This is a genomic window from Halothece sp. PCC 7418, from assembly GCF_000317635.1.
Taxonomy (GTDB): Bacteria; Cyanobacteriota; Cyanobacteriia; order Cyanobacteriales; family Rubidibacteraceae; genus Halothece.
Window position 1 is genome coordinate 335,566 of record NC_019779.1, and the last position, 18,744, is coordinate 354,309.

General features: G+C 41.7%; 19 protein-coding genes and 1 tRNA gene. 11 read left to right on the top strand and 9 right to left on the bottom strand.

Going from position 1 to position 18,744, the window contains the following annotated elements; genetic code table 11:
• Window positions 1-88: 88 nt before the first annotated feature.
• Together PCC7418_RS01490 and PCC7418_RS01495 are read right to left on the bottom strand one after the other, a co-directional pair.
• A complete protein-coding gene (locus PCC7418_RS01490; protein ID WP_015224407.1) occupies window positions 89-460 on the bottom strand; it encodes a type II toxin-antitoxin system VapC family toxin in 372 nt (123 codons plus the stop codon).
• Window positions 457-699 (bottom strand): type II toxin-antitoxin system VapB family antitoxin, encoded by a 243-nt coding sequence (locus PCC7418_RS01495; protein ID WP_015224408.1) that lies wholly within the window; start codon window positions 697-699, stop codon window positions 457-459. The genes PCC7418_RS01490 and PCC7418_RS01495 overlap by 4 nt, the downstream gene beginning before the upstream one ends.
• Window positions 700-829: 130 nt before the next feature.
• On the opposite strand from PCC7418_RS01495, the gene PCC7418_RS01500 reads away from it, so the two are divergent.
• The 5 genes from PCC7418_RS01500 to PCC7418_RS01520 all read left to right on the top strand — a co-directional run bounded on the left by PCC7418_RS01500 (window position 830) and on the right by PCC7418_RS01520 (window position 8,127).
• Entirely contained in the window at window positions 830-2,077 is a 1,248-nt protein-coding gene (locus tag PCC7418_RS01500; RefSeq protein ID WP_015224409.1) for a hypothetical protein, read from the top strand.
• Between the two features lie 13 nt (window positions 2,078-2,090).
• Window positions 2,091-4,115 (top strand): alpha-amylase family glycosyl hydrolase, encoded by a 2,025-nt coding sequence (locus tag PCC7418_RS01505; protein WP_015224410.1) that lies wholly within the window; start codon window positions 2,091-2,093, stop codon window positions 4,113-4,115.
• Window positions 4,116-4,302: 187 nt separating this feature from the next.
• Entirely contained in the window at window positions 4,303-5,073 is a 771-nt protein-coding gene (locus PCC7418_RS01510) for a 7-carboxy-7-deazaguanine synthase QueE (protein ID WP_015224411.1), read from the top strand.
• A gap of 29 nt (window positions 5,074-5,102) precedes the next feature.
• Complete coding sequence (locus PCC7418_RS01515; RefSeq protein WP_015224412.1) at window positions 5,103-5,804, top strand: diacylglycerol/polyprenol kinase family protein; 702 nt, start codon at window positions 5,103-5,105, stop codon at window positions 5,802-5,804.
• A 73-nt stretch (window positions 5,805-5,877) separates the two neighbouring features.
• Complete coding sequence (locus PCC7418_RS01520) at window positions 5,878-8,127, top strand: SLC26A/SulP transporter family protein (RefSeq protein ID WP_015224413.1); 2,250 nt, start codon at window positions 5,878-5,880, stop codon at window positions 8,125-8,127.
• A gap of 103 nt (window positions 8,128-8,230) precedes the next feature.
• On the opposite strand, the gene PCC7418_RS01525 is transcribed toward PCC7418_RS01520, so the two are convergent.
• From PCC7418_RS01525 to PCC7418_RS01535, 3 genes are all read right to left on the bottom strand, one after another.
• Window positions 8,231-9,874: an iron uptake porin gene (locus PCC7418_RS01525; RefSeq protein WP_216086664.1), complete on the bottom strand. Its 1,644-nt coding sequence runs from the start codon at window positions 9,872-9,874 to the stop codon at window positions 8,231-8,233.
• 325 nt (window positions 9,875-10,199) lie between these two features.
• A tRNA-Glu gene (locus PCC7418_RS01530) sits at window positions 10,200-10,272 on the bottom strand.
• Window positions 10,273-10,367: 95 nt separating this feature from the next.
• Entirely contained in the window at window positions 10,368-10,904 is a 537-nt protein-coding gene (locus tag PCC7418_RS01535; protein WP_015224415.1) for an NYN domain-containing protein, read from the bottom strand.
• 148 nt (window positions 10,905-11,052) lie between these two features.
• Between PCC7418_RS01535 and rpmB the strand changes: the two genes are divergently transcribed.
• Window positions 11,053-11,289, top strand: coding sequence for a 50S ribosomal protein L28 (rpmB, locus tag PCC7418_RS01540; RefSeq protein ID WP_015224416.1), 237 nt, complete (start codon window positions 11,053-11,055; stop codon window positions 11,287-11,289).
• Between the two features lie 339 nt (window positions 11,290-11,628).
• Window positions 11,629-13,215 (top strand): rhomboid family intramembrane serine protease, encoded by a 1,587-nt coding sequence (locus PCC7418_RS01545; RefSeq protein WP_015224417.1) that lies wholly within the window; start codon window positions 11,629-11,631, stop codon window positions 13,213-13,215.
• Here the strand turns inward: PCC7418_RS01545 and PCC7418_RS01550 are convergent.
• Window positions 13,207-13,452 (bottom strand): hypothetical protein, encoded by a 246-nt coding sequence (locus tag PCC7418_RS01550; protein ID WP_041596110.1) that lies wholly within the window; start codon window positions 13,450-13,452, stop codon window positions 13,207-13,209. The genes PCC7418_RS01545 and PCC7418_RS01550 overlap by 9 nt on opposite strands.
• A gap of 167 nt (window positions 13,453-13,619) precedes the next feature.
• On the opposite strand from PCC7418_RS01550, the gene PCC7418_RS21245 reads away from it, so the two are divergent.
• The 3 genes from PCC7418_RS21245 to lepB all read left to right on the top strand — a co-directional run bounded on the left by PCC7418_RS21245 (window position 13,620) and on the right by lepB (window position 15,529).
• On the top strand, window positions 13,620-14,324 hold the full coding sequence (locus PCC7418_RS21245) for a hypothetical protein (protein ID WP_315862139.1): 705 nt from the start codon (window positions 13,620-13,622) through the stop codon (window positions 14,322-14,324).
• The gene (locus PCC7418_RS21250; protein WP_315862140.1) at window positions 14,311-14,763 is read left to right on the top strand and encodes a transposase; all 453 of its coding nucleotides are present in this window, start codon (window positions 14,311-14,313) and stop codon (window positions 14,761-14,763) included. The genes PCC7418_RS21245 and PCC7418_RS21250 overlap by 14 nt, the downstream gene beginning before the upstream one ends.
• A gap of 184 nt (window positions 14,764-14,947) precedes the next feature.
• A complete protein-coding gene (gene lepB, locus PCC7418_RS01560) occupies window positions 14,948-15,529 on the top strand; it encodes a signal peptidase I (protein ID WP_015224418.1) in 582 nt (193 codons plus the stop codon).
• A gap of 54 nt (window positions 15,530-15,583) precedes the next feature.
• Here lepB and PCC7418_RS01565 read toward each other — a convergent pair whose 3' ends face one another.
• Window positions 15,584-15,775 carry a DUF2949 domain-containing protein gene (locus PCC7418_RS01565; protein WP_015224419.1) on the bottom strand — a complete coding sequence of 64 codons (192 nt, stop codon included), beginning with the start codon at window positions 15,773-15,775 and terminating at the stop codon, window positions 15,584-15,586.
• 576 nt (window positions 15,776-16,351) lie between these two features.
• Between PCC7418_RS01565 and PCC7418_RS01570 the strand changes: the two genes are divergently transcribed.
• Complete coding sequence (locus tag PCC7418_RS01570; protein WP_015224420.1) at window positions 16,352-16,924, top strand: thylakoid membrane photosystem I accumulation factor; 573 nt, start codon at window positions 16,352-16,354, stop codon at window positions 16,922-16,924.
• Between the two features lie 17 nt (window positions 16,925-16,941).
• On the opposite strand, the gene PCC7418_RS01575 is transcribed toward PCC7418_RS01570, so the two are convergent.
• Both PCC7418_RS01575 and hemW read right to left on the bottom strand, forming a co-directional pair.
• A complete protein-coding gene (locus PCC7418_RS01575; protein ID WP_015224421.1) occupies window positions 16,942-17,349 on the bottom strand; it encodes a tellurite resistance TerB family protein in 408 nt (135 codons plus the stop codon).
• Window positions 17,350-17,457: 108 nt separating this feature from the next.
• Window positions 17,458-18,666, bottom strand: a complete 1,209-nt coding sequence (gene hemW, locus PCC7418_RS01580) for a radical SAM family heme chaperone HemW (RefSeq protein ID WP_015224422.1) — start codon at window positions 18,664-18,666, stop codon at window positions 17,458-17,460.
• Between the last annotated feature and the right edge of the window lie 78 nt (window positions 18,667-18,744).

The following is an 18,744-nucleotide window of genomic DNA, read 5'->3' on the forward strand; positions in this document are numbered from 1 at the left end:
CTTACCACCTCCCACTTTGATCTTAAAACAGAATCTCCCATAATCCGCTCGGGAAAGTGGAATTTATGACAACAGTTAGAGAAATCCCTCAATTTTGAACATCTGAGAAGTGTTGCTTTGCATATAGCAACGGAATTTGATGAACCTCACTGAGAGCAACCGCAAAACAATCCGCATAATTGAGTTGAGCGGGGTGATTTCCAGCCTGACCATACCGTTGATAAATCTCGACCGCTTTCAAAGCCAAATCATGATCCACCGCTACATAGTCTAAATCTAAATAATTGAGAAGACTTCTTACCTCCGCTAGTATTCCTTTGTGACAAGCAACAATCAGTAACTCTTGTAACGTTCCTGAAGAGATGAGGAGTTTTGGGGCTTGTATCGCTTGTTGGTAAATCGTTTCCCAGCCTTTTTCTCGCAGCGCGATCGCGATGACGGCTGATGTATCAAGAATCATAAAGGAAGTCCATTTTCGTCATAGAGCGTATTGGGATCAAAGTATTGTACTTTCGTCTGAGCGATTTCTTGCAGTTTAGATAAATTTTCCGCTAATTGAGTTTGTCGTCTTTCTCGTCGTAATTCTTGATATTCTCGCTCTAACGCTCGCTTAACAATTTCTGTAGGCCCTTCTCCCGTCATTGCTCGTAATTCTTGGATTAAGCGGTCAACATCTGGGTTTTTAATATTGATAGCCATTCGTTCTAGATTCAATTTCTACCCTTTCATTCTACAATTGTCGTCTCAACTCCATGAAAGACTGGTAAGATAATATAAATGTTTACAAACTCAAACAGTCCCAAAAAAATAACGCGATTCACAATAACCTATGATCGATTTGCCTAGCCTATCAATTGACCCAATGGGCATTCGTTACGGATCTAGTAAATTATTCCAAATTTTAGTCCCACTAACGAGCTATGTTGTGTTACGAGATATCTTTTTAAAGAAGCTGGTTCTAAGGGATGCAGTAGTTGAGAAAATCAACCAAATTCTTCCTAAAAATGAATTCTTTGAGCAGTTTCGTGCTGATTTACCGAAAATTTTTGACCAAACGGTGGGCTTTCTGTCTTGGAAAGTAGGATGCGATTTAGGGTTTTTCTTGATTGTGACCGGTTTGGGACCTTGGGAACGCGCCTTCACTTGGTCAGGGTTACTGCCCTATACAATTATTCAATACTTTGTTTATTTTTTGATTGGACGACGGATGTTGGTGGATGGACAACTCAATCCGTTTAGTGAAACAGTTGGTGAAACAGTGACACCAGAACCTCGTCCTTGGTGGAAACGGTTACTGTCTAAATATCTTCATGAGGACTTAAATACAACCAATGAATATGTTCCTCTGCGACAAGTGTTTCTCAAACCCTTTGTTGATTATGGGGGATTGGTTCTCAGTTGGTCGCTTTACAATGTTGGGATTTTCTTTTTCCAGTCGGGAGAAATGAATCTCGCACCAGTGATTCAGTTTACGTTCTTCCAAATGCTGACGTTTTATTTGGTGAATACCTATGGCTATGTCATTGGTTATAACATTGGTGAGTGGATTGATGTAGGAATCTCAGCATTAGAAGAACGGTTTTCGGGTTGGAAACGTCAACAAGCCTATCGGTTGGAAAAAGAAAGGAATGAAGAGAAACAATCTTTGCAAAAACAGTTTTACAATTTGTCAGAGTCGATACATCAAATTTGGCAAAACCTTAAGTATGGTTACTTATGGCAATTACAAATGTTTTTCGGTCAATATGGCATTGGTCGCAAGTGGTTTTTAACGACAGTCAGTGGGGTATTTGCCGTTGTTTTGATTGCCCCTGGTTTTGCAGGGGTAATGTTTTCAGTTGGGAATAATGTCAGCGATCTTTGGTTTGATCGCTTAGGAGAAGTGGATCAAGTACAAGTGGCTCAAGTTGAGCCTTCAATGTCTGATCAAATCAACCTTCCCAACTCAGAAGTCATCATTGCTCAATTCCCTGAGTTTTGGCAAGCCCTCTATACACCCGAAACACAATTTGAGAATATTGCCTTGGATGATGTTCCTTCTATGGTGAAGGACGCAGAAGCAGATACCAATAGTTAGGAAGATTATTGTTATGGAAAGTTGCCGAAGAGGAGTTTTTATCTCTATTCTCGGAGTTTCAGTCTCGTTACTGGTTTTATTAGTGGTTGCGGTTATATTTTGGCTATTCTTTTTACTGCTTCCCTCAAGTGCGTTAGCAGCGGAGTTCCCTAGTATTCAAGAACAACCCGCCATTAGCCGTGAAAATGATCACAATAGCATCGGCAATCTAGAAAATGATGTTTTGTATTACATTGTGGTTGATCGGTTTTTAGATGCAGATGCCAGAAATAATATTCCTGAGTATGCCTTTGAAGATAATACCTCAGACCCAGAAAAACGAGTTTATAACAAGATGAATAAACTCTTACTTCGGCATACTTATGATCCCACTCATCGTCACATGGGAATGTATTGGGGGGGTGATTTAGAGGGAGTGATTCGCCGATTAGATTATTTAGAAGATTTAGGAGTGACAAAGCTCGTCTTATCTCCGATTCAGGATAATTCTAATGGCTTGTTTTATCATCCTGATATTCATTCTTATTTATATCGCGACAAGACGGAAACGGTTGAGGATGATTTTTATAATCATGTTTCGACTCCTTATCATGGCTATTGGACAAAAGATTGGTTTGAAATTGATGAGCATTTTCGGTCTCCTGATGATGAGGGCGAGAACCGTTATGAAATTTTCCGTAGGTTGTTGAATGAAGCGGGAAAACGGGGGATTGGTGTCATTCTTGATTTGACGATGAACCAAACTGCACCTGGGCATATTTCCACAGAACCCCCCAATTTAGGGGCGGGTGGCTTTCTGTTTGGAGAATCATGGTTTGCCGATAATGGGGATGTTTATCGTCATGGAAAACGAGTGGCGACGCACTGGGATCCAAAAACAGGGGAACGAGATCCACAAGGGTGGTTTCATGAACCGAAGATTATTTGGGATTTTGATACGGCTTCTAAGGAGTTGATTGAAGAAGGGCAAATTAGTGGGGGTATGCCTGATTTAAATCAAGATGCCCCGCAGGTGAAACAATATTTATTAGATGCAGCGAAGTTTTGGTTAACCTTTAATGAAGATCAATATCCGATCGCGGGGTTTCGTTTAGATGCAGTCAAACATATTAATGAAGGATTCTGGCAAGATTTTGAAGATTTTGTCCTCTCGATTAACCCAAAAGCGGTTTTACTCGGAGAATACTTTGGTGGCGGTTATCGCGCCGAAGCCAGTATTGATTTTCTGCGAGAAACCGATGAGATTACCCAATATGATTTTAATTTAAGTGAAGCAGCCAGACGCTTTTTCTCGCGCGATCGCAGCTGGGATGGACGGACTTATATTTTGCGGGAAACCACATTAGGACGCAAAGGTAAATTCTATAATTATGATGCCCTCACCAGATTTCTGCATTGGATCATGAATCCAGCGCAAACCCTAGAAATTCCCACAGCTTCTCTCGATGATATTTCAGATGAGGAGGCGAAAGGCTGGGTGACATTTGTGGAAAACCACGATAAACCCCGCTTAAAAACTTATTATCCTGATGTTTCTGATGAAGCCTATAAAAGTCTGCTTAAGTTTCAGTTCACAGCGCGAGGTGTTCCTTTAGTGATGTATGGAACAGAAACTGAGCTTGCCATTCCCTATCATCCTGATCATGATGGTTTGTTTGGGGCTGGAGGCGATCCCTTTAATCGTCCGATGATGATTTGGCCTGGACATAAAGGATGGAAAGCTGATATCCACGATACGACCAAACGGATGGCGCATTTACGTCAGGATTATCCTGTATTGCGATATGGGGAAACTCGTTATTTGTCTCCAAAAGGAGCAAATCAAAAAGAAGATATTTTTATGTTGCGAGAAGGAGAGAACAATCCTCGCATCCTTTATACTTACTCCACAGGAGGAGGAGAGTTTCTCGTTTCCTTGGCAGACGAAGGAATCACCCATGGTCGAGTTGTGGAGACGGATCAAGAATTAGAACTACCCGATGGGATGCTCCCGATTCAACTTGAACCTGAAGAAGCGAAGGTGTTTGTTTTAGAGTAATCTATTCATTCTATTTTTTTGTCTGTTCAGTGATGTGATACCACTTTTAACAAAGAAGGACTACCTTGTCGGGTGGCAATGCCCACCCGACGACTCTTTTAAAGGTGACCCTCTAATTGGCTGGTAAGTAAGTTTTGTAATTCTGCGATACACTGAAAGACCAGCTTCAGATCATTCTCATAGACTTATGACCGCCGTTAAGACAGCTACTGCTAATTTAGTTGAAGTTTTTTCCGCGATTCAAGGAGAAGGGTTAAACGTCGGGACAAGACAAATTTTTGTTCGCTTTGGCGGTTGCGACTTACGATGTCATTTTTGCGATAGTGAGCAAACTTGGGAAAAAATTTCTCAATGTCGGATTGAGAAAACTTCAGGTCAGCGAGATTTTGAAGTCTATGCTAACCCAGTTACCCAAGAGCAACTGTTGAGTTGGATTCGCCAACAGAATCAAAATCATCTTCATGATAGTATTAGCTTAACTGGGGGTGAACCGCTTTTACACGCCAAGTTTTTACAGCAATTTTTACCGCAACTGAAAGCGGAAGTTGCTTTACCCATTTATTTGGAAACGGGAGGACATCGCCCACAACAGGTCTCTCTGCTTCTTGATTATATTGACTGTATTGGCATGGATATGAAATTACCCAGTGTTAGTGGGGAAAAGCATTGGCAAGCTCATGCTGACTTTTTAAGGGTTTGCATACCACAAACAAACCTTTTTGTCAAGTTAATTGTTTCGGATCAAACCAGTGAAGAAGATTTAGTCCAAGCCAGAAGCATTATTGCTAAGATCAATGCAGAGATTCCTGTGATTTTGCAGCCAGCTACCCCGATTTCGCGAGAAGCAATTTTCCCTCCGAATCCAGAACAAGTGCTCGCTTGGCAAGGTTTATTGAAAGAATCTTTATTCAGAGTGCGGGTGATCCCCCAAACCCATAAAATGATCGGTCAACTTTAAATTATCCAATTGAGCAACGGTTGAAATCCTTGTCTTATTTCTTATTATCAGTGACCTCGGGAGTTCCGATTTTCCCCTTAGTGATTGTTATTGCTTTTTTAGGCGGTGTGATTCTCCTTGCAGAAGTGTTGAATCGAATCATGACCTCAGAAGTGGAATTAACCCGCAAAGTGGTGCATATTGGTGCAGGGAACGTGATCTTAATTGCTTGGTGGTTTCACATTCCTGCTTGGATCGGGATGAGTGCAGCAGCGATCGCGGCGATTATTGCCTTATTGTCTTATTTTGTCCCCATTTTACCCAGTATCAACAGTGTGGGACGGAAAAGTCTGGGAACGTTTTTTTATGCGGTGAGTATGGGAATTTTAATTGCTGGCTTCTTCCCACAAACACCAGAGTATGCTGCCATTGGAATCTTGACCATGGCCTGGGGAGATGGTATGGCTGCATTGATTGGTCAAGATTTGGGTCGTCATCCCTACAAAGTTTTTGGCAACACTAAAAGTTGGGAAGGGTCGTTAACTATGGCAATCGTCAGCTATCTGATCTGCTGGCAAATTTTACTGGTGACGCAAGGTAATCTTTGGCAAATTTGGCTGATTTCATTGATGGTCAGCGCGATCGCGACCAGTTTGGAGGCAATTTCTAAATTAGGAATTGATAATTTAACGGTTCCCCTGGTTAGTGGTGGCTTATCTTTTCTATTCGTGCAAGCATTAATTCATTCTTAGTTTTCGTTACATTGAATACAGTTTGTTTTCTCTAAGCAATTCAGGCTAGATCAGAGTACCTTAGGGGGGATGAATGACTGATCAGGTTAGCTCTCGTCAACAAGTTCGTTTCAATTTTTTACAATCTTGGCTGCAAAGTCTGCAACCCAAAGACCTGTTTTTAAGTTTAATGGCGGGTGGCATTACTGGTATTATCGGTGTGATCCGAGCGATTTCTTATGCAGCTTTAATTTTTTCTGGTAGTTTAGGATCAGAATTAGGTGTGGGTGTGGGATTAACGGTTTTTAGCACAGGAATTGTTAGTTTTGTCGCTGCGATTTTTAGTGCGCTTCCCGGAATGATTGCCACCCCTTTAGCTGCACCAACAGCAATTACCGCCATTTTGGCAAGTGAAATTGTTGCTGATTTAAAAGTCAATCTTTCTTCGTCTGAAATGTTAGTGACTGTTTTAGCAGCGATCGCGCTGTCTTCTTTAGCAACTGGCTTATTTCTAATTATCTTAGGACGCTTAAAATTAGGCAGTAAAATTCGCTTTATTCCCTATCCTGTTGTCGGTGGATTTATGGCGGGAACAGGATGGTTATTAGTATCTGGTTCTATTCAAATTACTACTGATATCTCTTTAACTTTTACCAATCTATCTACTTTTTTAACTGCCGATCCGCTTCTCCATTGGGGAGCAGCATTGATCATTGGTTTAATTCTATTAATTGTTTCCAGTCGCTATCATCATTTCTTAGTCATGCCTGGAATGTTGTTTGGGCTCATGATTGCTTTCTATGCTGTTTTGTGGGGAACTGGAACTTCTCTAACCGCAGCGAGAGAACAAGGGTGGTTGTTAGAAACCTTTGCCTCTGGTGGACTTTGGAAACCACTCACCTTATCTGATTTGGGTGCAATTCAATGGTCAGCGATTGCCTCTCATTGGGGATTAATTCTATCATTAATGCTGGTTAGTTTGCTGTCTCTAGTTTTAAGTAATAGTGGCATTGAATTAGTGGTTGGTCGCGATATTAGCTTGAACCGAGAATTAGAGTCCGTTGGTATTGCTAACTTAGCCTCAGGTTTCGGCACTGGGATGACGGGTAATCAAGCATTACCCAGCACACTACTGGTGAATAAAATTGGAGCAAATAGCCGTTTATCTGGTATTTTTTCTGGAATTTTCTGTTTCTTTGTTCTGGTTCTAGGATCATCATTGATTTCCTTATTTCCCAAACCCATTTTAGGGGGATTGATTTTATATCTTGGGCTTGCTCTTCTATTAGAATGGGTTTATAAGGCCTGGTTTACACTTAGCTTCTCCGATTATTTAATTGTTATTGTCACCTTAATTGTTATCAATGCTGTTGGCTTCTTAGAAGGAATTGCAGTTGGTTTTATTATGAGCGTTATTTCCTTCATGTTTAACTATAGCCAATTAAATGTTGTTAAACACAGTTCTTCCATTGCTACCACTAGAAGTAATATTCATCGCACCGAACTAGAACGGGAAAGTTTAAGCAAAAAAGGCGACAAAGTTTATATTTTAGAATTGCAAGGCTATGTCTTTTTCGGGACAGCAGATTATCTCTTACAACAAGTGCGCGATCGCGTGGAAAAAATTAAAGAACAGCCCTTAAATTACATTATCGTTGATTTTCGAGAAGTAGAAGGACTCGATGCATCTGGCGTTCTCACCTTTATTAAACTGTTAAAAATTGCCCGTCAACAAAATTTGACTTTAGTCTATACCAATCTTCTGCCAAAACTAGAAACGCAGCTTCGCCAGGGGGGAGGGATTGATGATGAAGAACAACGATGCCATATCTTACCCGATTTAGATCGCGGTCTAGAGTGGTGTGAAAAGCAACTCTTACAAGAGAATAGTCCAGAAACAGGTCAAAAAAGTTCCTTAAAAGAACAACTAACCGATTTATTTCTCACGCCAGAACAAGCAGAAGATTTTGCGGAATATCTAGTTCCTCAAAGTGTTGTTGCGGGGGAAGTCATTTTTGAAGCAGGAGCGGATCAACAATGTTTATATTTTATTGAGTCGGGACAAGTCAGTGTGCTTTTAGATTTACCCAATGGTCAAACCAAACGCTTGCAAACCCACTGTCAAGGGTCAGTTTTAGGAGAAATGCGATTTTATGGCAAACCGCCCCTTTCTTCCCTTGTGGTTGCGGATCATCCCAGTCAACTCTATCGCCTGGATCGCGATACCTTTGAAAAGATGAAACAAGCGCACCCTGACCTCGCCTATGCCCTCCAAGAATACATTGTGCGCTTCTTGTGTGATAGTTTAACCCGACGAGAAGAGCAAGTTCGCATTATTGCTTAAATCAAAATTTCTTCAGGATTGCTGTAGAAATCCAGAAAGAAAAAACCCTCCCTCATGGGGGGGTAGTTTTTTTCTGTATTGTATGTATAACTCGCTTTAGCTTTTAGAAAGAGAAGCTAGTGCGGATAACACCAATATAGATTTCATTATTATCGGAATCGCGGTTGGGATTAAAGACAGCGATTAAACCAGGAGTGATAGAGACGTTATCGTTAACAGGAAAATCGTAGGAAACTTCACCAATGTAAGTCCGATCTTCTTGTAAAGTGATATCGGGAGCACCTGAAATTTCACCATCTTCAAACTGAGCACGACTGGCAAAAGCAAGCCCTAACTTAGATCCTTCTTTACCAAGATCGAAGAAGGCAATGTTAGCCCCAAAAGACCAGCCATCAGTATCGAGCTCGGTATCAGTGCTTGTATCTTCAAATGCTAAGTCGATGTATTCAACGAAGCCACCGATTTCTGTACGAGACCCAAGACGAAGTGCACCGCGAGCACCAACCGCATGTTGAGTGACTTCATTGAAGGCAGCAGCAGTGCCAGCACCACCGACATCATCGAGGGTATCCGCTAAGATTGTACTGTCACCGACGGTTTCAGTGTAGTTATAGGCAAGCCCAATATCAAAGTTGTCACCGCCATAATTCAGACCCGCCGCAGCGCTGTAATCTTGGAAAAGACCAACACTCGGATCAGTGGCATTGGAGTCGTTTGTGGTGTAGCCAACCCCAAAGGAGAGACGGTCGCTTAAGGCAATATTCGTGCTGATACCGACATCATCTTCCGCGCCAGTGCCATCAGAAATGGCTTCTTCCCCGTCAATGGTGAAGTCACTGAGTTCAGCGCCACTACCGTAGGTATAGTCAAAAGCAGAGTCAGGGTCAAAGTCAAGGGCCCCAATTTCAACTTGGATGTTTTGTCCGAGTGGGAAGCTATAAATTAAGTCTTCCATCTCGAAGCTGTTACCAGTATCTTCGGCGTTATCAAGACCTGCATCACCAACACCGGTACCACCATCTTCAAAAGCACCAAAGTTAGCAGATTGGAGACTAACTTTTAATTCATCTCTTCCCGTAAAACTGGCTTCAAAGTCTAAAACGGCATCATAAACAAAACCAGGGTTACTGTCGGTCTCTTGTCCAGCAAGATTGCCATCATGATCGCTATCACCAAAGGCAGCAGTCCCGAAGAAGACAACCGAACCGCTTAATTTAGTGGTGGTAGAGAATTGATTATCTTCTAAGAAACCAACGCGACCTTCTAAATTATCAACCCGAGTGCCGAGAGTAGCAAGTTCAGCTTCAAATTCTTGGGTTAAGCGTTGCAGAGTTGCTAAATCTTCGCGAGTGACTTCACCGCCCGCGTTAGCAGCAATGAGACGTTCAATTTGCTGTAAACAAGCATTTAACCCAGCAGCAAATTCATAACGGGTTAAAGCACGGTTTCCGCGATAAGTGCCATCAGGATAACCTGCAATACAGCCGTAACGCTCAACTAAGTTGCGGAGCGCTTCAAATGCCCAGTCTCCAGGGGAAACATCACGAAGTTGGAAAACACTATTAACTTGGTTTAAGGAGTCAGTGTTTCCTTGATTGTTATAGTTGTCAATTTGCTCTAAAAGTTCTTGTTCAGAACTGCCAGCATTTTGAGCTAAAACGGGTTGTGCTTGAGCAGCAATGAAAGATGCACCGAGGAGGATGGGAGCAGCTTTAAATAAATGAGTAAACTTAAGATTAGACATCATACCTCACACCAAAATTTAAGACCTAGTAATCAACACGAAATTGAATCTTCTAACGTTTCTGATTTTAGTGCAAACTTCAGGGAAGATCAATATCAAATACGGTGGGAACGCGATGAATTGAATCAGTGCTATCTTTTATCTATAGCGTACTTCAGCCCTCTCCTTTGTTCAGCTAATAGTCCACTTATCTGATTGTCACAAGTCTCTTTTTTCTTCGTTGTTTAATGTTCTTAATTTGTTCTTTACTTGATGATCAAAGTCTCTAGCAATCATCTCGCAATCAAAAAAAAGAGCCCTAGATAAATTCTAGAGCTCTCTTGCTGAGTACCCCCAAGGGAATTCGAATCCCTGTCGCCTCCGTGAAAGGGAGGTGTCCTAGGCCTCTAGACGATGGGGGCTCGTCGTTCAGTCCTTTAATAATCTAACGTAGCTTTTAGGGACTGTCAACACTTTTTCCAAAAAAATCTGAATTTTTTTTCCATCTTCCCAATTCCTACAAGCTCTGACGCAGTTTTGACAGTTGTTTCTGCGCTTTAGGATCAAGAGCATCCATTAAAAAACGCCCTTGGGATTTTCGGCGCGATCGCTGCTTGCTTTTAGTTTTTCGCTTTGCACCAATGACATCATTAGCCAGTTGTTGGGCAGAAAGCCATTCTGCACCATAACCAGAAACCGTTAGCTGTTGAGCGCGATCTGAAGTGGCAACAATCAACCTTTGCTGAACCACTTTTCCTTGACGAGAATTAGTTGCACAAAATTTCTCAATATAAGTGTCTGCTGTTTCGCCATAAGCGGTATAGTAAACAGACAAATAAGGGGTTTGCGTTTCACGAAACTTAGGAGTCGTCTGGAAGTGAGCGTCAAATACAACTTGTGTGTGATAGCCCTTACTTGCCGTATAATTGATTAGCGTATCAACAAGACGGTCACGGGCAGCTTCTAAATCGCGATCGCGCAAGGACTTGAGTTCGGACCAAGCACCGATGATGTTATAGCCATCAACTAAAAGAACTGGGGGAGCAATAGACATGATTCTGCATTAAATTTATCTAAAAGGACAGGGGCTTTGAAAAAATTGTCATCGTATGTCCACAATGATAATCTGAATCAGATCGGGCTGTCTCTATCTTTCTGCTTGGTATGATGGAGAACGGATTCTTTTTTTGGAGAAATGATTTATGAGTCGTCGTTGTCAACTAACTGGAAAGAAAGCAAATAACGCCTTTGCCATTTCCCACTCTCACCGCCGAACAAAAAAGCTACAGAATGTTAACTTACAAACGAAGCGTGTTTGGTGGCCCGAAGGAAATCGTTGGGTCAAACTGACCCTTTCCACCAAAGCCATTAAAACCTTGCAAAAGAAGGGCTTGCAAAAAATGGCAGATGAAATGGGAATCAACCTTAATCAGGCATAAACGGTTCACAGGACTAATGACCTGCTTTCATCGACACGGTTGTCTGGCAAAGCAGGTCATTATTATTTGGAAAGTCTGCACACAAAGAACAAAAATTTAGATGTCCCCCAAGAAGCGTGAAAACTGCTATGGCGTTTCCTAGTTGGTTGAGGTACGTAATGCGAGTCGGTGGATGTTCATGGTTCATAGTTCGTGGTTCATTGATTAACAACCAACAAAGAACAAAGAACAAAGAACAAAAATTTAGATGTACCCCAAGAAGCGTGAAAACTGCTATATAAGTTATACTTGGGAAAGTTGCCTCCCTTGACTGGTTTATTTTGAGACTCCAAATACTTAATGGACTTAAACACGATTTTGCGTTTCTTAGTGATCATTTCTTGTTGTTCGTTAATTATACGAGTTTTACGTTCTCGTAGTAATTGGGGATGGTTAGGAGTCGCAATCGGGATTCTGAGTATTATGGGAGTTTCCTTATGGTTTGCTCCCGAAAAAGTGGGTCTCATTGGTTTATTTTTATGGTTGGTGTTTGTTTTAATACCAACCCTTGGTTTAAGGCAAGTTAACCATTGGGTTTACCAAGAAAAGTTTCAGCAAGCCAAACAACTCGCTTCTTGTTTATCTTGGCTTCATCTGGGAGATGGCTGGCAAGAACAACCCAAATTTTTAAGAGCATTAGCATTAACCCAAAAAGGCGATATCGAAACAGCAGAAGCACTTTTGAATCGGTATTCTAAACCACCCCACTATGGATTTCAATATACGGCTCAAGCGATTCGCTTTCGTATAGAAGCCCGTTGGCAAGATTGTTTAAATTGGCTACAAACAGAAATTTCTCATCAACAATTATGGCAAAATTCAAGCCTTGCCACAGTTTATCTAAGAACTTTAGGAGAAGTTGGCGACTTAAATGGTTTGATTTGGGCGGTTCAATCTCATCAGCATCAACTGAAACATTTAGGGAATGAAATGACTGTTAATTTGGCTCGCTTATATGTTTTTGCTTTTGCTGGAGAGATTCAAGAAGTGCAAAAACTTTTTGCTTCTGCTTTAAAAGTTTATCCCAAAAATGTCCAGAACTTTTGGCTTGCTACAGCAGAAATAGCAGCAGGAAATCAAGAAATTGGACAGAAGATTTTATTCAATATCAACAACAAAGACTTGGCTTTAGAAGCAGCGATCGCTGCTCGCTTGAGTGAACCTTGTCCTGAGGCACAATTGATTTTAACGGCTGAATCACTCCGCATCATTGCAGCTTTGAAACAGGACTTACAAGAAGAAATTAATTATGGTGGCGCGATCAAGATAGCACCGACTCAAGCCAATATTACTTATAGTTTAATGCTGATTAATATTCTGGTTTTTATCTTGGAAATTCAACAAGGAGGCAGTCAAAATTTAGAAACCCTTGATCAATTAGGAGCAGCAGTTCCTGAGGCAATTATTTCTGGAGAACCTTGGCGACTTTTTACTGCTAATTTTCTCCATTATGGTTCAATTCATTTAGGAAGTAATCTTTTGGGATTATGGATTCTTGGCCCTTATGTAGAATGTTATTTGGGATGGGTTCGTTACTTAATCATCTATGTCATTAGTGGCATAGCAGCGATTACAATCTTCACGCTAGTGACTCTAAAAACGGGACAAGGAGATGAAATCTTAGTCGGTGCGTCTGCTGCAATTATGGGGTTAATGGGAGCAACTTTTATGATTTTGTGGCGGGGATGGCGACAGGATAAATCAAAACTGGCTCAAGAACGATTACGGTTAGTTGCTGTCATTATTGGTTTACAAATCATCTTTGATTTAAGTGTGGCAAATGTGAGTTTTTTAGGACATTTTTTCGGTTTAGTTTTTGGTATCATCATCACTCGAATTTTCCTTCTGATTCGGGATTCTAAACCAAGTCAAACACAATTAAACTAAGTGGAAATTGATATGGAATCCATTTATGGTTGCTACATAAGGATCGAGGAGAGGGCTTGAAACACCTGGCAGTAGCGTTAAACCTTTGCCATTAATTTCTTCAGAAGCATGACGATCAATCTCAGATGCAATTTCTTGTCTGTTTCCTTGCGCGATCGCGACATCTCCTTTTTCCAGATGACCATCAGGATACAGAATCTCGGCGTGATGAATAATTAGATCAGTAGGCTCAGACATTTTTTAGTTCTACAGGAACACAGTCAGAGAGCCATCCGTTTCAAACGGATGGACGGGGCTTTCTAGGTGCGGAGGAAACCTCCGCACACAGCCCCTCATGAATGACACTTAAAGGCTTTAGCCTTTTGTATCCTACAAACTTATGCAGGATATGTTATTGTGAAAGTATGGCTAAGCAAACACTAACTCTAAAACTTCCCTTCTATCGACTAAATCAGGTCAAAGCCAGCGAATTTGAGAGGCTAACCGCCCTCAACACGCAAGTGGCTAATGACCTGCTCAGGTTTAGCAAGAAGGAGCGCAGAGAGTTGACCAGTGCTAGCTTTAGCCATCTAGAACTTGGCTCAATGTGGATTAACCAGACCATCCGCAACACCAACGCTAAAACCAAAGCAAAGCGTTTTAAGCGGATGTGGCTAGAAGTTAACAACCAAGGTTACAAAATAACCAAGTCTGGAGAGTTATACACGGTTTCTTTTAACCTTTATCGAGGCAGAAAGAAACGCATCCCTCTAGAAGTCCATTCCTCCTCTCAGGCAAAAGTTCTAGACAAAGCCATATTGGGTCAGGTGAAACTAGGGAGCCTGAAGATATGCAAGTCTAAGAAGGGAATTTGGTATGTCTTGATTAGTGTCTCAATGGACGTTCCTGAGCCGAATCAAGTTAAAGGTTGGATTGGAGTCGATAGAGGACAGAATAATCTCGCTGTAGCTGCGTTACCCAAAAGTTTTGGTAAATTCTGGAAAGCAGGGCGCGTGAAGAAGCTCAGACGAAAGTTTCAAAAAACTCGCAAGCAATTACAAGAAGCCAAAAAGCTCAAAAAGGTCAAGCAGTTAGAGCAACGAGAACGCTCCAATTATGACCCACATTAACCACATTGTCTCTAAGCAACTGGTGCAGTTGGCTCAGGACTATGGAATGGGGTTACGATTTGAAGATTTATCAGGAATTAGACAAACTTCCAAGCAACGGAAGAAAACTAAGTCTGATGCCTCTAAGAACCGTGACCACTGGGCGTTCTATCAGCTAGAACAGTTTACCCGATATAAAGCAAGTCTGGCTGGAGTACCAGTCGAGTCGGTTCCTGCGCCTTATACAAGCAAGTCAGACCATCGCAATGGAGTGATTGGTAAACGGAACCGTCATTGGTTTACGGGTTTTGATGGTTATAAATGTAACGCTGATTGGAATGCAGCCCAGAATATCGGCAAATGGGTTGGATTCTCATGTCCTTTGAATCTTAAGAAAACCGTCTCTGTAATGGATGCGGTCGATTCTAAGGACGGGGTCGATGACAGTCCCCCAAACTAGCTGGAAGTCTAACACGACGGCTTTAGCAAGGGACTGTGTTCGGAATTCATTTCCGAACTTTATACGTCCCGCCTCGTGTTAGGCAACCTCTAGAATCCGCGTCGATTTATCGCGCGGAGTGTCAAAATGTAAAAGTGTCAACTATGAATCGCTTATACTTAGCCTAGAACTGATTTGTGACTCAATGTCTGAAAATAATGTTGAAAATCCTTGGGTAGAAGGGGTAAAAACCTTGGCGTTAAGTGCTGTTTTGGCGTTTGGCGTTCGTACTTTTGTTGCGGAAGCTCGTTATATTCCCTCGACTTCCATGTTGCCCACCTTAAAAATTGATGATCGCCTCTTGATTGAAAAAATCGGGTATCGCTTTACCTCTCCAGAAAGAGGGGATATTGTTGTTTTCTCTCCCACAGAAACTTTGAAAAGTCAGGGCTACCATGATGCCTTTATTAAGCGGATTATTGGTCTTCCTGGAGAAACCATAATGGTGAGTGGAGGAGTGGTAACTGTTAATGGAAAACCCCTCTCTGAAAATTACCTCGCTGATGAACCCGATTATAGTTTTGGTCCAGTCACTGTTCCAGAGAATCACTATCTGGTTTTAGGGGATAATCGTAATAATAGCTATGATTCCCATTCTTGGGGATTTTTGCCCCGCAAAAATATTATTGGTCGCGCTGCTGTCCGTTTTTGGCCCCTTGGTCGTATTAATCTGATTGATGACCCCTCTTACTCTGAATCCTCACCAGCACAGCCTCAAAGTCCCTAGGGAACTTAGACACTGACATCTTTTGGAAACGGTCAGTCATCTCTCAACTATGACTTATACCGTTTCTAGCCAATCATAAATCCGTTCTAGCTGTTCTAAGGTGATTAAACCATATTGCCACAGCAGCATCGGTAAAGGATCTGTATTGCGTTGAGAGTGACGTTGCGCGATCGCGATCGAATCATTAGAGATCGCTAATTCTTCTTTCAAAAATCGTAAGAATTTGGCATAGGTTGTTGGCATCATGGGATTGACCTCCTTAAAATCTTAGGAGTAGGTTAACGGTTAAATGTGAAAATTAAGTGAACGATGGATGAGTTGAGAAATTGCAGTTTGGGCAATCTAAGCCCAAGAACAAAATCACTCCGAGCAATCGCCAGCATTTTAGTAATCGCTTAACCTTTTCTTAACTTTCAAAGAATAGTCTTGGGGTTAGAGTTACCTCTTCCTCAGCCATTACCGCGTCAGAAGTTAAACCTGCTTTACCGATTATGTTGGTTGCAAAGACTAATTAAAAAGTTTAGTTTAAATTAAGGTTTTGCTAACTCTATCTCTTGAGTGATCCTGCATCGAGGATGGGATCAGCAGCAGGGGGGAGAAGCCAAGGATGAATTTCCCGAGAAGAGAAAATTGATCTAAAAAGAAATTACTATAGTAAACCTATATTATACTGAATCGTGAAATGATGTGCAACAGACAGGACTCCTCGTTAGAAAAATTAATGGTTTCTTGCTTAGCTGACGCTAATCATTGATAATAAGCAATTAATCTTTCCTTAAAATTAGTGAAAATACTATAGATTTAATCCCCTTCAATTGATTTATGTCTAAAATAACTGCTCTTGGCAAATGCGTTTCTACTGTGATCTTAGTTTGTACTGTCGCGATCGCGCTCTGGTTAGGGATGACATCCAGTGCCATGGCGAGTTTAGAGGATGATCGCTATGATGGCAATATCTTTGCGTTGTATGCAGGAAATGGAGCTTTAGTGCCTCCTAAAGTGTCTCTTGCGGAATCGATGCGTGGAGGAAAGCCGAGTTTACTCGTTTTTTATCTGGAAGACAGCAAAGATTGCAAAGCCTTTTCCGTAACCGTTTCCGAGTTACAGCGCTATTATGGACGAGCAGCAAGTTTTATCCCCATTAACGTCGATATGCTGGCGGATGAAAATGAGTTCACGCCAACAGAGGCGGGTTATTACTATCGCGGACTCGTCCCCCAAACTGTGATTATCGATCAAGAGAGAGAAGTTGCGTTTGATGAAGTCGGACAAGTGAGTTTTGAGCGCATTGACGATGCGTTTCGTGAGGTTTTTGACTTACTGCCTCGCTCGAAATCGAAAGAGTTAAAACGTCGCCCCTTGAACAATATTAACGTCGGACTAGAGGAGGAGTAATCCCCTCACAGGATTTTCTAAGAGCAGCTTTCTAAAGTGGCGGTGATTTTTTCCTCAGGGATGGCAAAGGCTTGACCAAAATGATTGAGTAATTGTTTTTCTTCTGAGGAAACTTTTCCATCCGCCATAATAATCTTTGCTAGTGCTTCCAGTGCTTCTGAACATAAATTCTTAGGCAGATTCCCGATCGCGCTTTCTAGAATTGTATTAATCCCCTTGTCCTGAATACATTGAAATGAGTGATTAATCATAGCAATTAATTGATCAGCAGGATAAGTGGCAAATAATTCAGCACTTAAAATCGCTTGGGTCACTGCCATTTCTTCTGCTTCTGCGTGTTCGCCGTCAATGGCAACGGTAACAATGGCAAGGGCAACAAAGGCTTCTTCTGGAGTAAATTCGAGTTGAGGAGTGATACCATTCATGTTAAGTTTCCTAAGAGAATTATTCAAAGTCGTTGCTGACTCAAAAATTAAATATTTCTTAATAAAAAGAGTCGAAATTTTTATTTGAAGTTAATATTTTAGCGAACTTCAGGGGGAAAACGCGCTAAATAAGTCCGCTAAAATTGTATTGGAGAACAAAAGCCCTTCAGGATCAGTCAACTTTAACTGTCCCCATTGATCGTGATCTATATTACCCAAAATGACGCAATTTTGATCAAAATAAGGTTGAAGGGTTTGCGTGATCTGTCCCACTTTCTCTGCTCCAAACTGCTGCGCGATCGCGCTCAAATCAATGCCTTCTGGCAATCTTAAACCCAGCATCAGGATTTCTAATAGTTGCTCATCAGAATCCTTATTGATGGTTTGATTCAGTTCATGATTCGGGTTAGTTAGGTTTTGCACCCAACTCGAATAGTCACGACGGGTACGAGGTCGAGTCAAGCGTTGTCCTCCTAAAAAGCTCGCTGCTCCCATGCCAAACCCGTAGTAGGATTGATTTTCCCAATAGACGCGATTATGGCGACATTGGTGATTAGGGTAAGCATAGTTACTGATCTCGTAGTGAGTGTAACCAGCAGCAGTTAACTGTTGTTGAGTAAGACGATACATTTGTGCAGAAGTTTCATCGGCGGGTAAGGGTAATGTTCCCGCTTCTGCTTGACGGTCAAAGACAGTTTTCGGTTCAACAATGAGGTCATAGCAAGATAAATGAGGGGGAGACAAAGCAATCGCCTTTTCGAGGGTGGCTTTCCACTGAGAGAGGCTTTGTTGGGGTAAGCCTGAGATTAAATCCAAGCTAAAATTGTCAATCCCTAATTGTTCAAATTGCGCGATCGCGCTGTAAATATCATCTACGCGATGCGTCCGTCCCATTTGGGCGAGTAACTCATCTTGAAACGCCTGTACCCCGAGACTGTAGCGATTAATTCCCAGACGCTGATAAGCCCTCAGTTGATCCAAGTCGAAAGTTTTCGGATCAATTTCGATGGAAATTTCTGCATCTTTAGCAATGGTATAAACTTGATCTAAAGCAACCAAGATTTTTTCTAGTTCTGAAACGGGTAATAAAGAGGGGGTTCCCCCGCCAAAAAAAACGGTGTTTAAACCCGAACTCGGAAACCACTGTGCAGTCCGACGAATTTCTTGACATAAGACGGCGACATATCGTTCCATCGCCTGAACCCGATTCACGCTTCCCCCACCATCACCAAGGACACTGATTGGGAAATCACAATAATAGCAGCGACGACGACAGAACGGAATGTGAATATAAGCAGAACTGGCTTGAGAAATCATTAATTAATTATTAACAAATCGACTGAATAGAGATAATTCCCTTCTCAAGGAAGACATGATTCTCAGAGAAGGGTTCAC

What these genes read in the sequence shown, in the direction of transcription:
- PCC7418_RS01510 (WP_015224411.1), top strand. Translation starts at nt 4,303, where the DNA reads ATGACCGCCGTTAAGACAGCTACTGCTAATTTAGTTGAAGTTTTTTCC.
- PCC7418_RS01535 (WP_015224415.1), bottom strand. Translation starts at nt 10,904, where the DNA reads ATGTCTATTGCTCCCCCAGTTCTTTTAGTTGATGGCTATAACATCATC.
- rpmB (WP_015224416.1), top strand. Translation starts at nt 11,053, where the DNA reads ATGAGTCGTCGTTGTCAACTAACTGGAAAGAAAGCAAATAACGCCTTT.
- PCC7418_RS01490 (WP_015224407.1), bottom strand. Translation starts at nt 460, where the DNA reads ATGATTCTTGATACATCAGCCGTCATCGCGATCGCGCTGCGAGAAAAA.
- PCC7418_RS01495 (WP_015224408.1), bottom strand. Translation starts at nt 699, where the DNA reads ATGGCTATCAATATTAAAAACCCAGATGTTGACCGCTTAATCCAAGAA.
- lepB (WP_015224418.1), top strand. Translation starts at nt 14,948, where the DNA reads ATGTCTGAAAATAATGTTGAAAATCCTTGGGTAGAAGGGGTAAAAACC.
- PCC7418_RS01525 (WP_216086664.1), bottom strand. Translation starts at nt 9,874, where the DNA reads ATGATGTCTAATCTTAAGTTTACTCATTTATTTAAAGCTGCTCCCATC.
- hemW (WP_015224422.1), bottom strand. Translation starts at nt 18,666, where the DNA reads ATGATTTCTCAAGCCAGTTCTGCTTATATTCACATTCCGTTCTGTCGT.
- PCC7418_RS01565 (WP_015224419.1), bottom strand. Translation starts at nt 15,775, where the DNA reads ATGATGCCAACAACCTATGCCAAATTCTTACGATTTTTGAAAGAAGAA.
- PCC7418_RS01505 (WP_015224410.1), top strand. Translation starts at nt 2,091, where the DNA reads ATGGAAAGTTGCCGAAGAGGAGTTTTTATCTCTATTCTCGGAGTTTCA.
- PCC7418_RS01500 (WP_015224409.1), top strand. Translation starts at nt 830, where the DNA reads ATGATCGATTTGCCTAGCCTATCAATTGACCCAATGGGCATTCGTTAC.
- PCC7418_RS21250 (WP_315862140.1), top strand. Translation starts at nt 14,311, where the DNA reads ATGACCCACATTAACCACATTGTCTCTAAGCAACTGGTGCAGTTGGCT.
- PCC7418_RS01570 (WP_015224420.1), top strand. Translation starts at nt 16,352, where the DNA reads ATGTCTAAAATAACTGCTCTTGGCAAATGCGTTTCTACTGTGATCTTA.
- PCC7418_RS01550 (WP_041596110.1), bottom strand. Translation starts at nt 13,452, where the DNA reads ATGTCTGAGCCTACTGATCTAATTATTCATCACGCCGAGATTCTGTAT.
- PCC7418_RS21245 (WP_315862139.1), top strand. Translation starts at nt 13,620, where the DNA reads ATGGCTAAGCAAACACTAACTCTAAAACTTCCCTTCTATCGACTAAAT.
- PCC7418_RS01545 (WP_015224417.1), top strand. Translation starts at nt 11,629, where the DNA reads ATGGACTTAAACACGATTTTGCGTTTCTTAGTGATCATTTCTTGTTGT.
- PCC7418_RS01520 (WP_015224413.1), top strand. Translation starts at nt 5,878, where the DNA reads ATGACTGATCAGGTTAGCTCTCGTCAACAAGTTCGTTTCAATTTTTTA.
- PCC7418_RS01575 (WP_015224421.1), bottom strand. Translation starts at nt 17,349, where the DNA reads ATGAATGGTATCACTCCTCAACTCGAATTTACTCCAGAAGAAGCCTTT.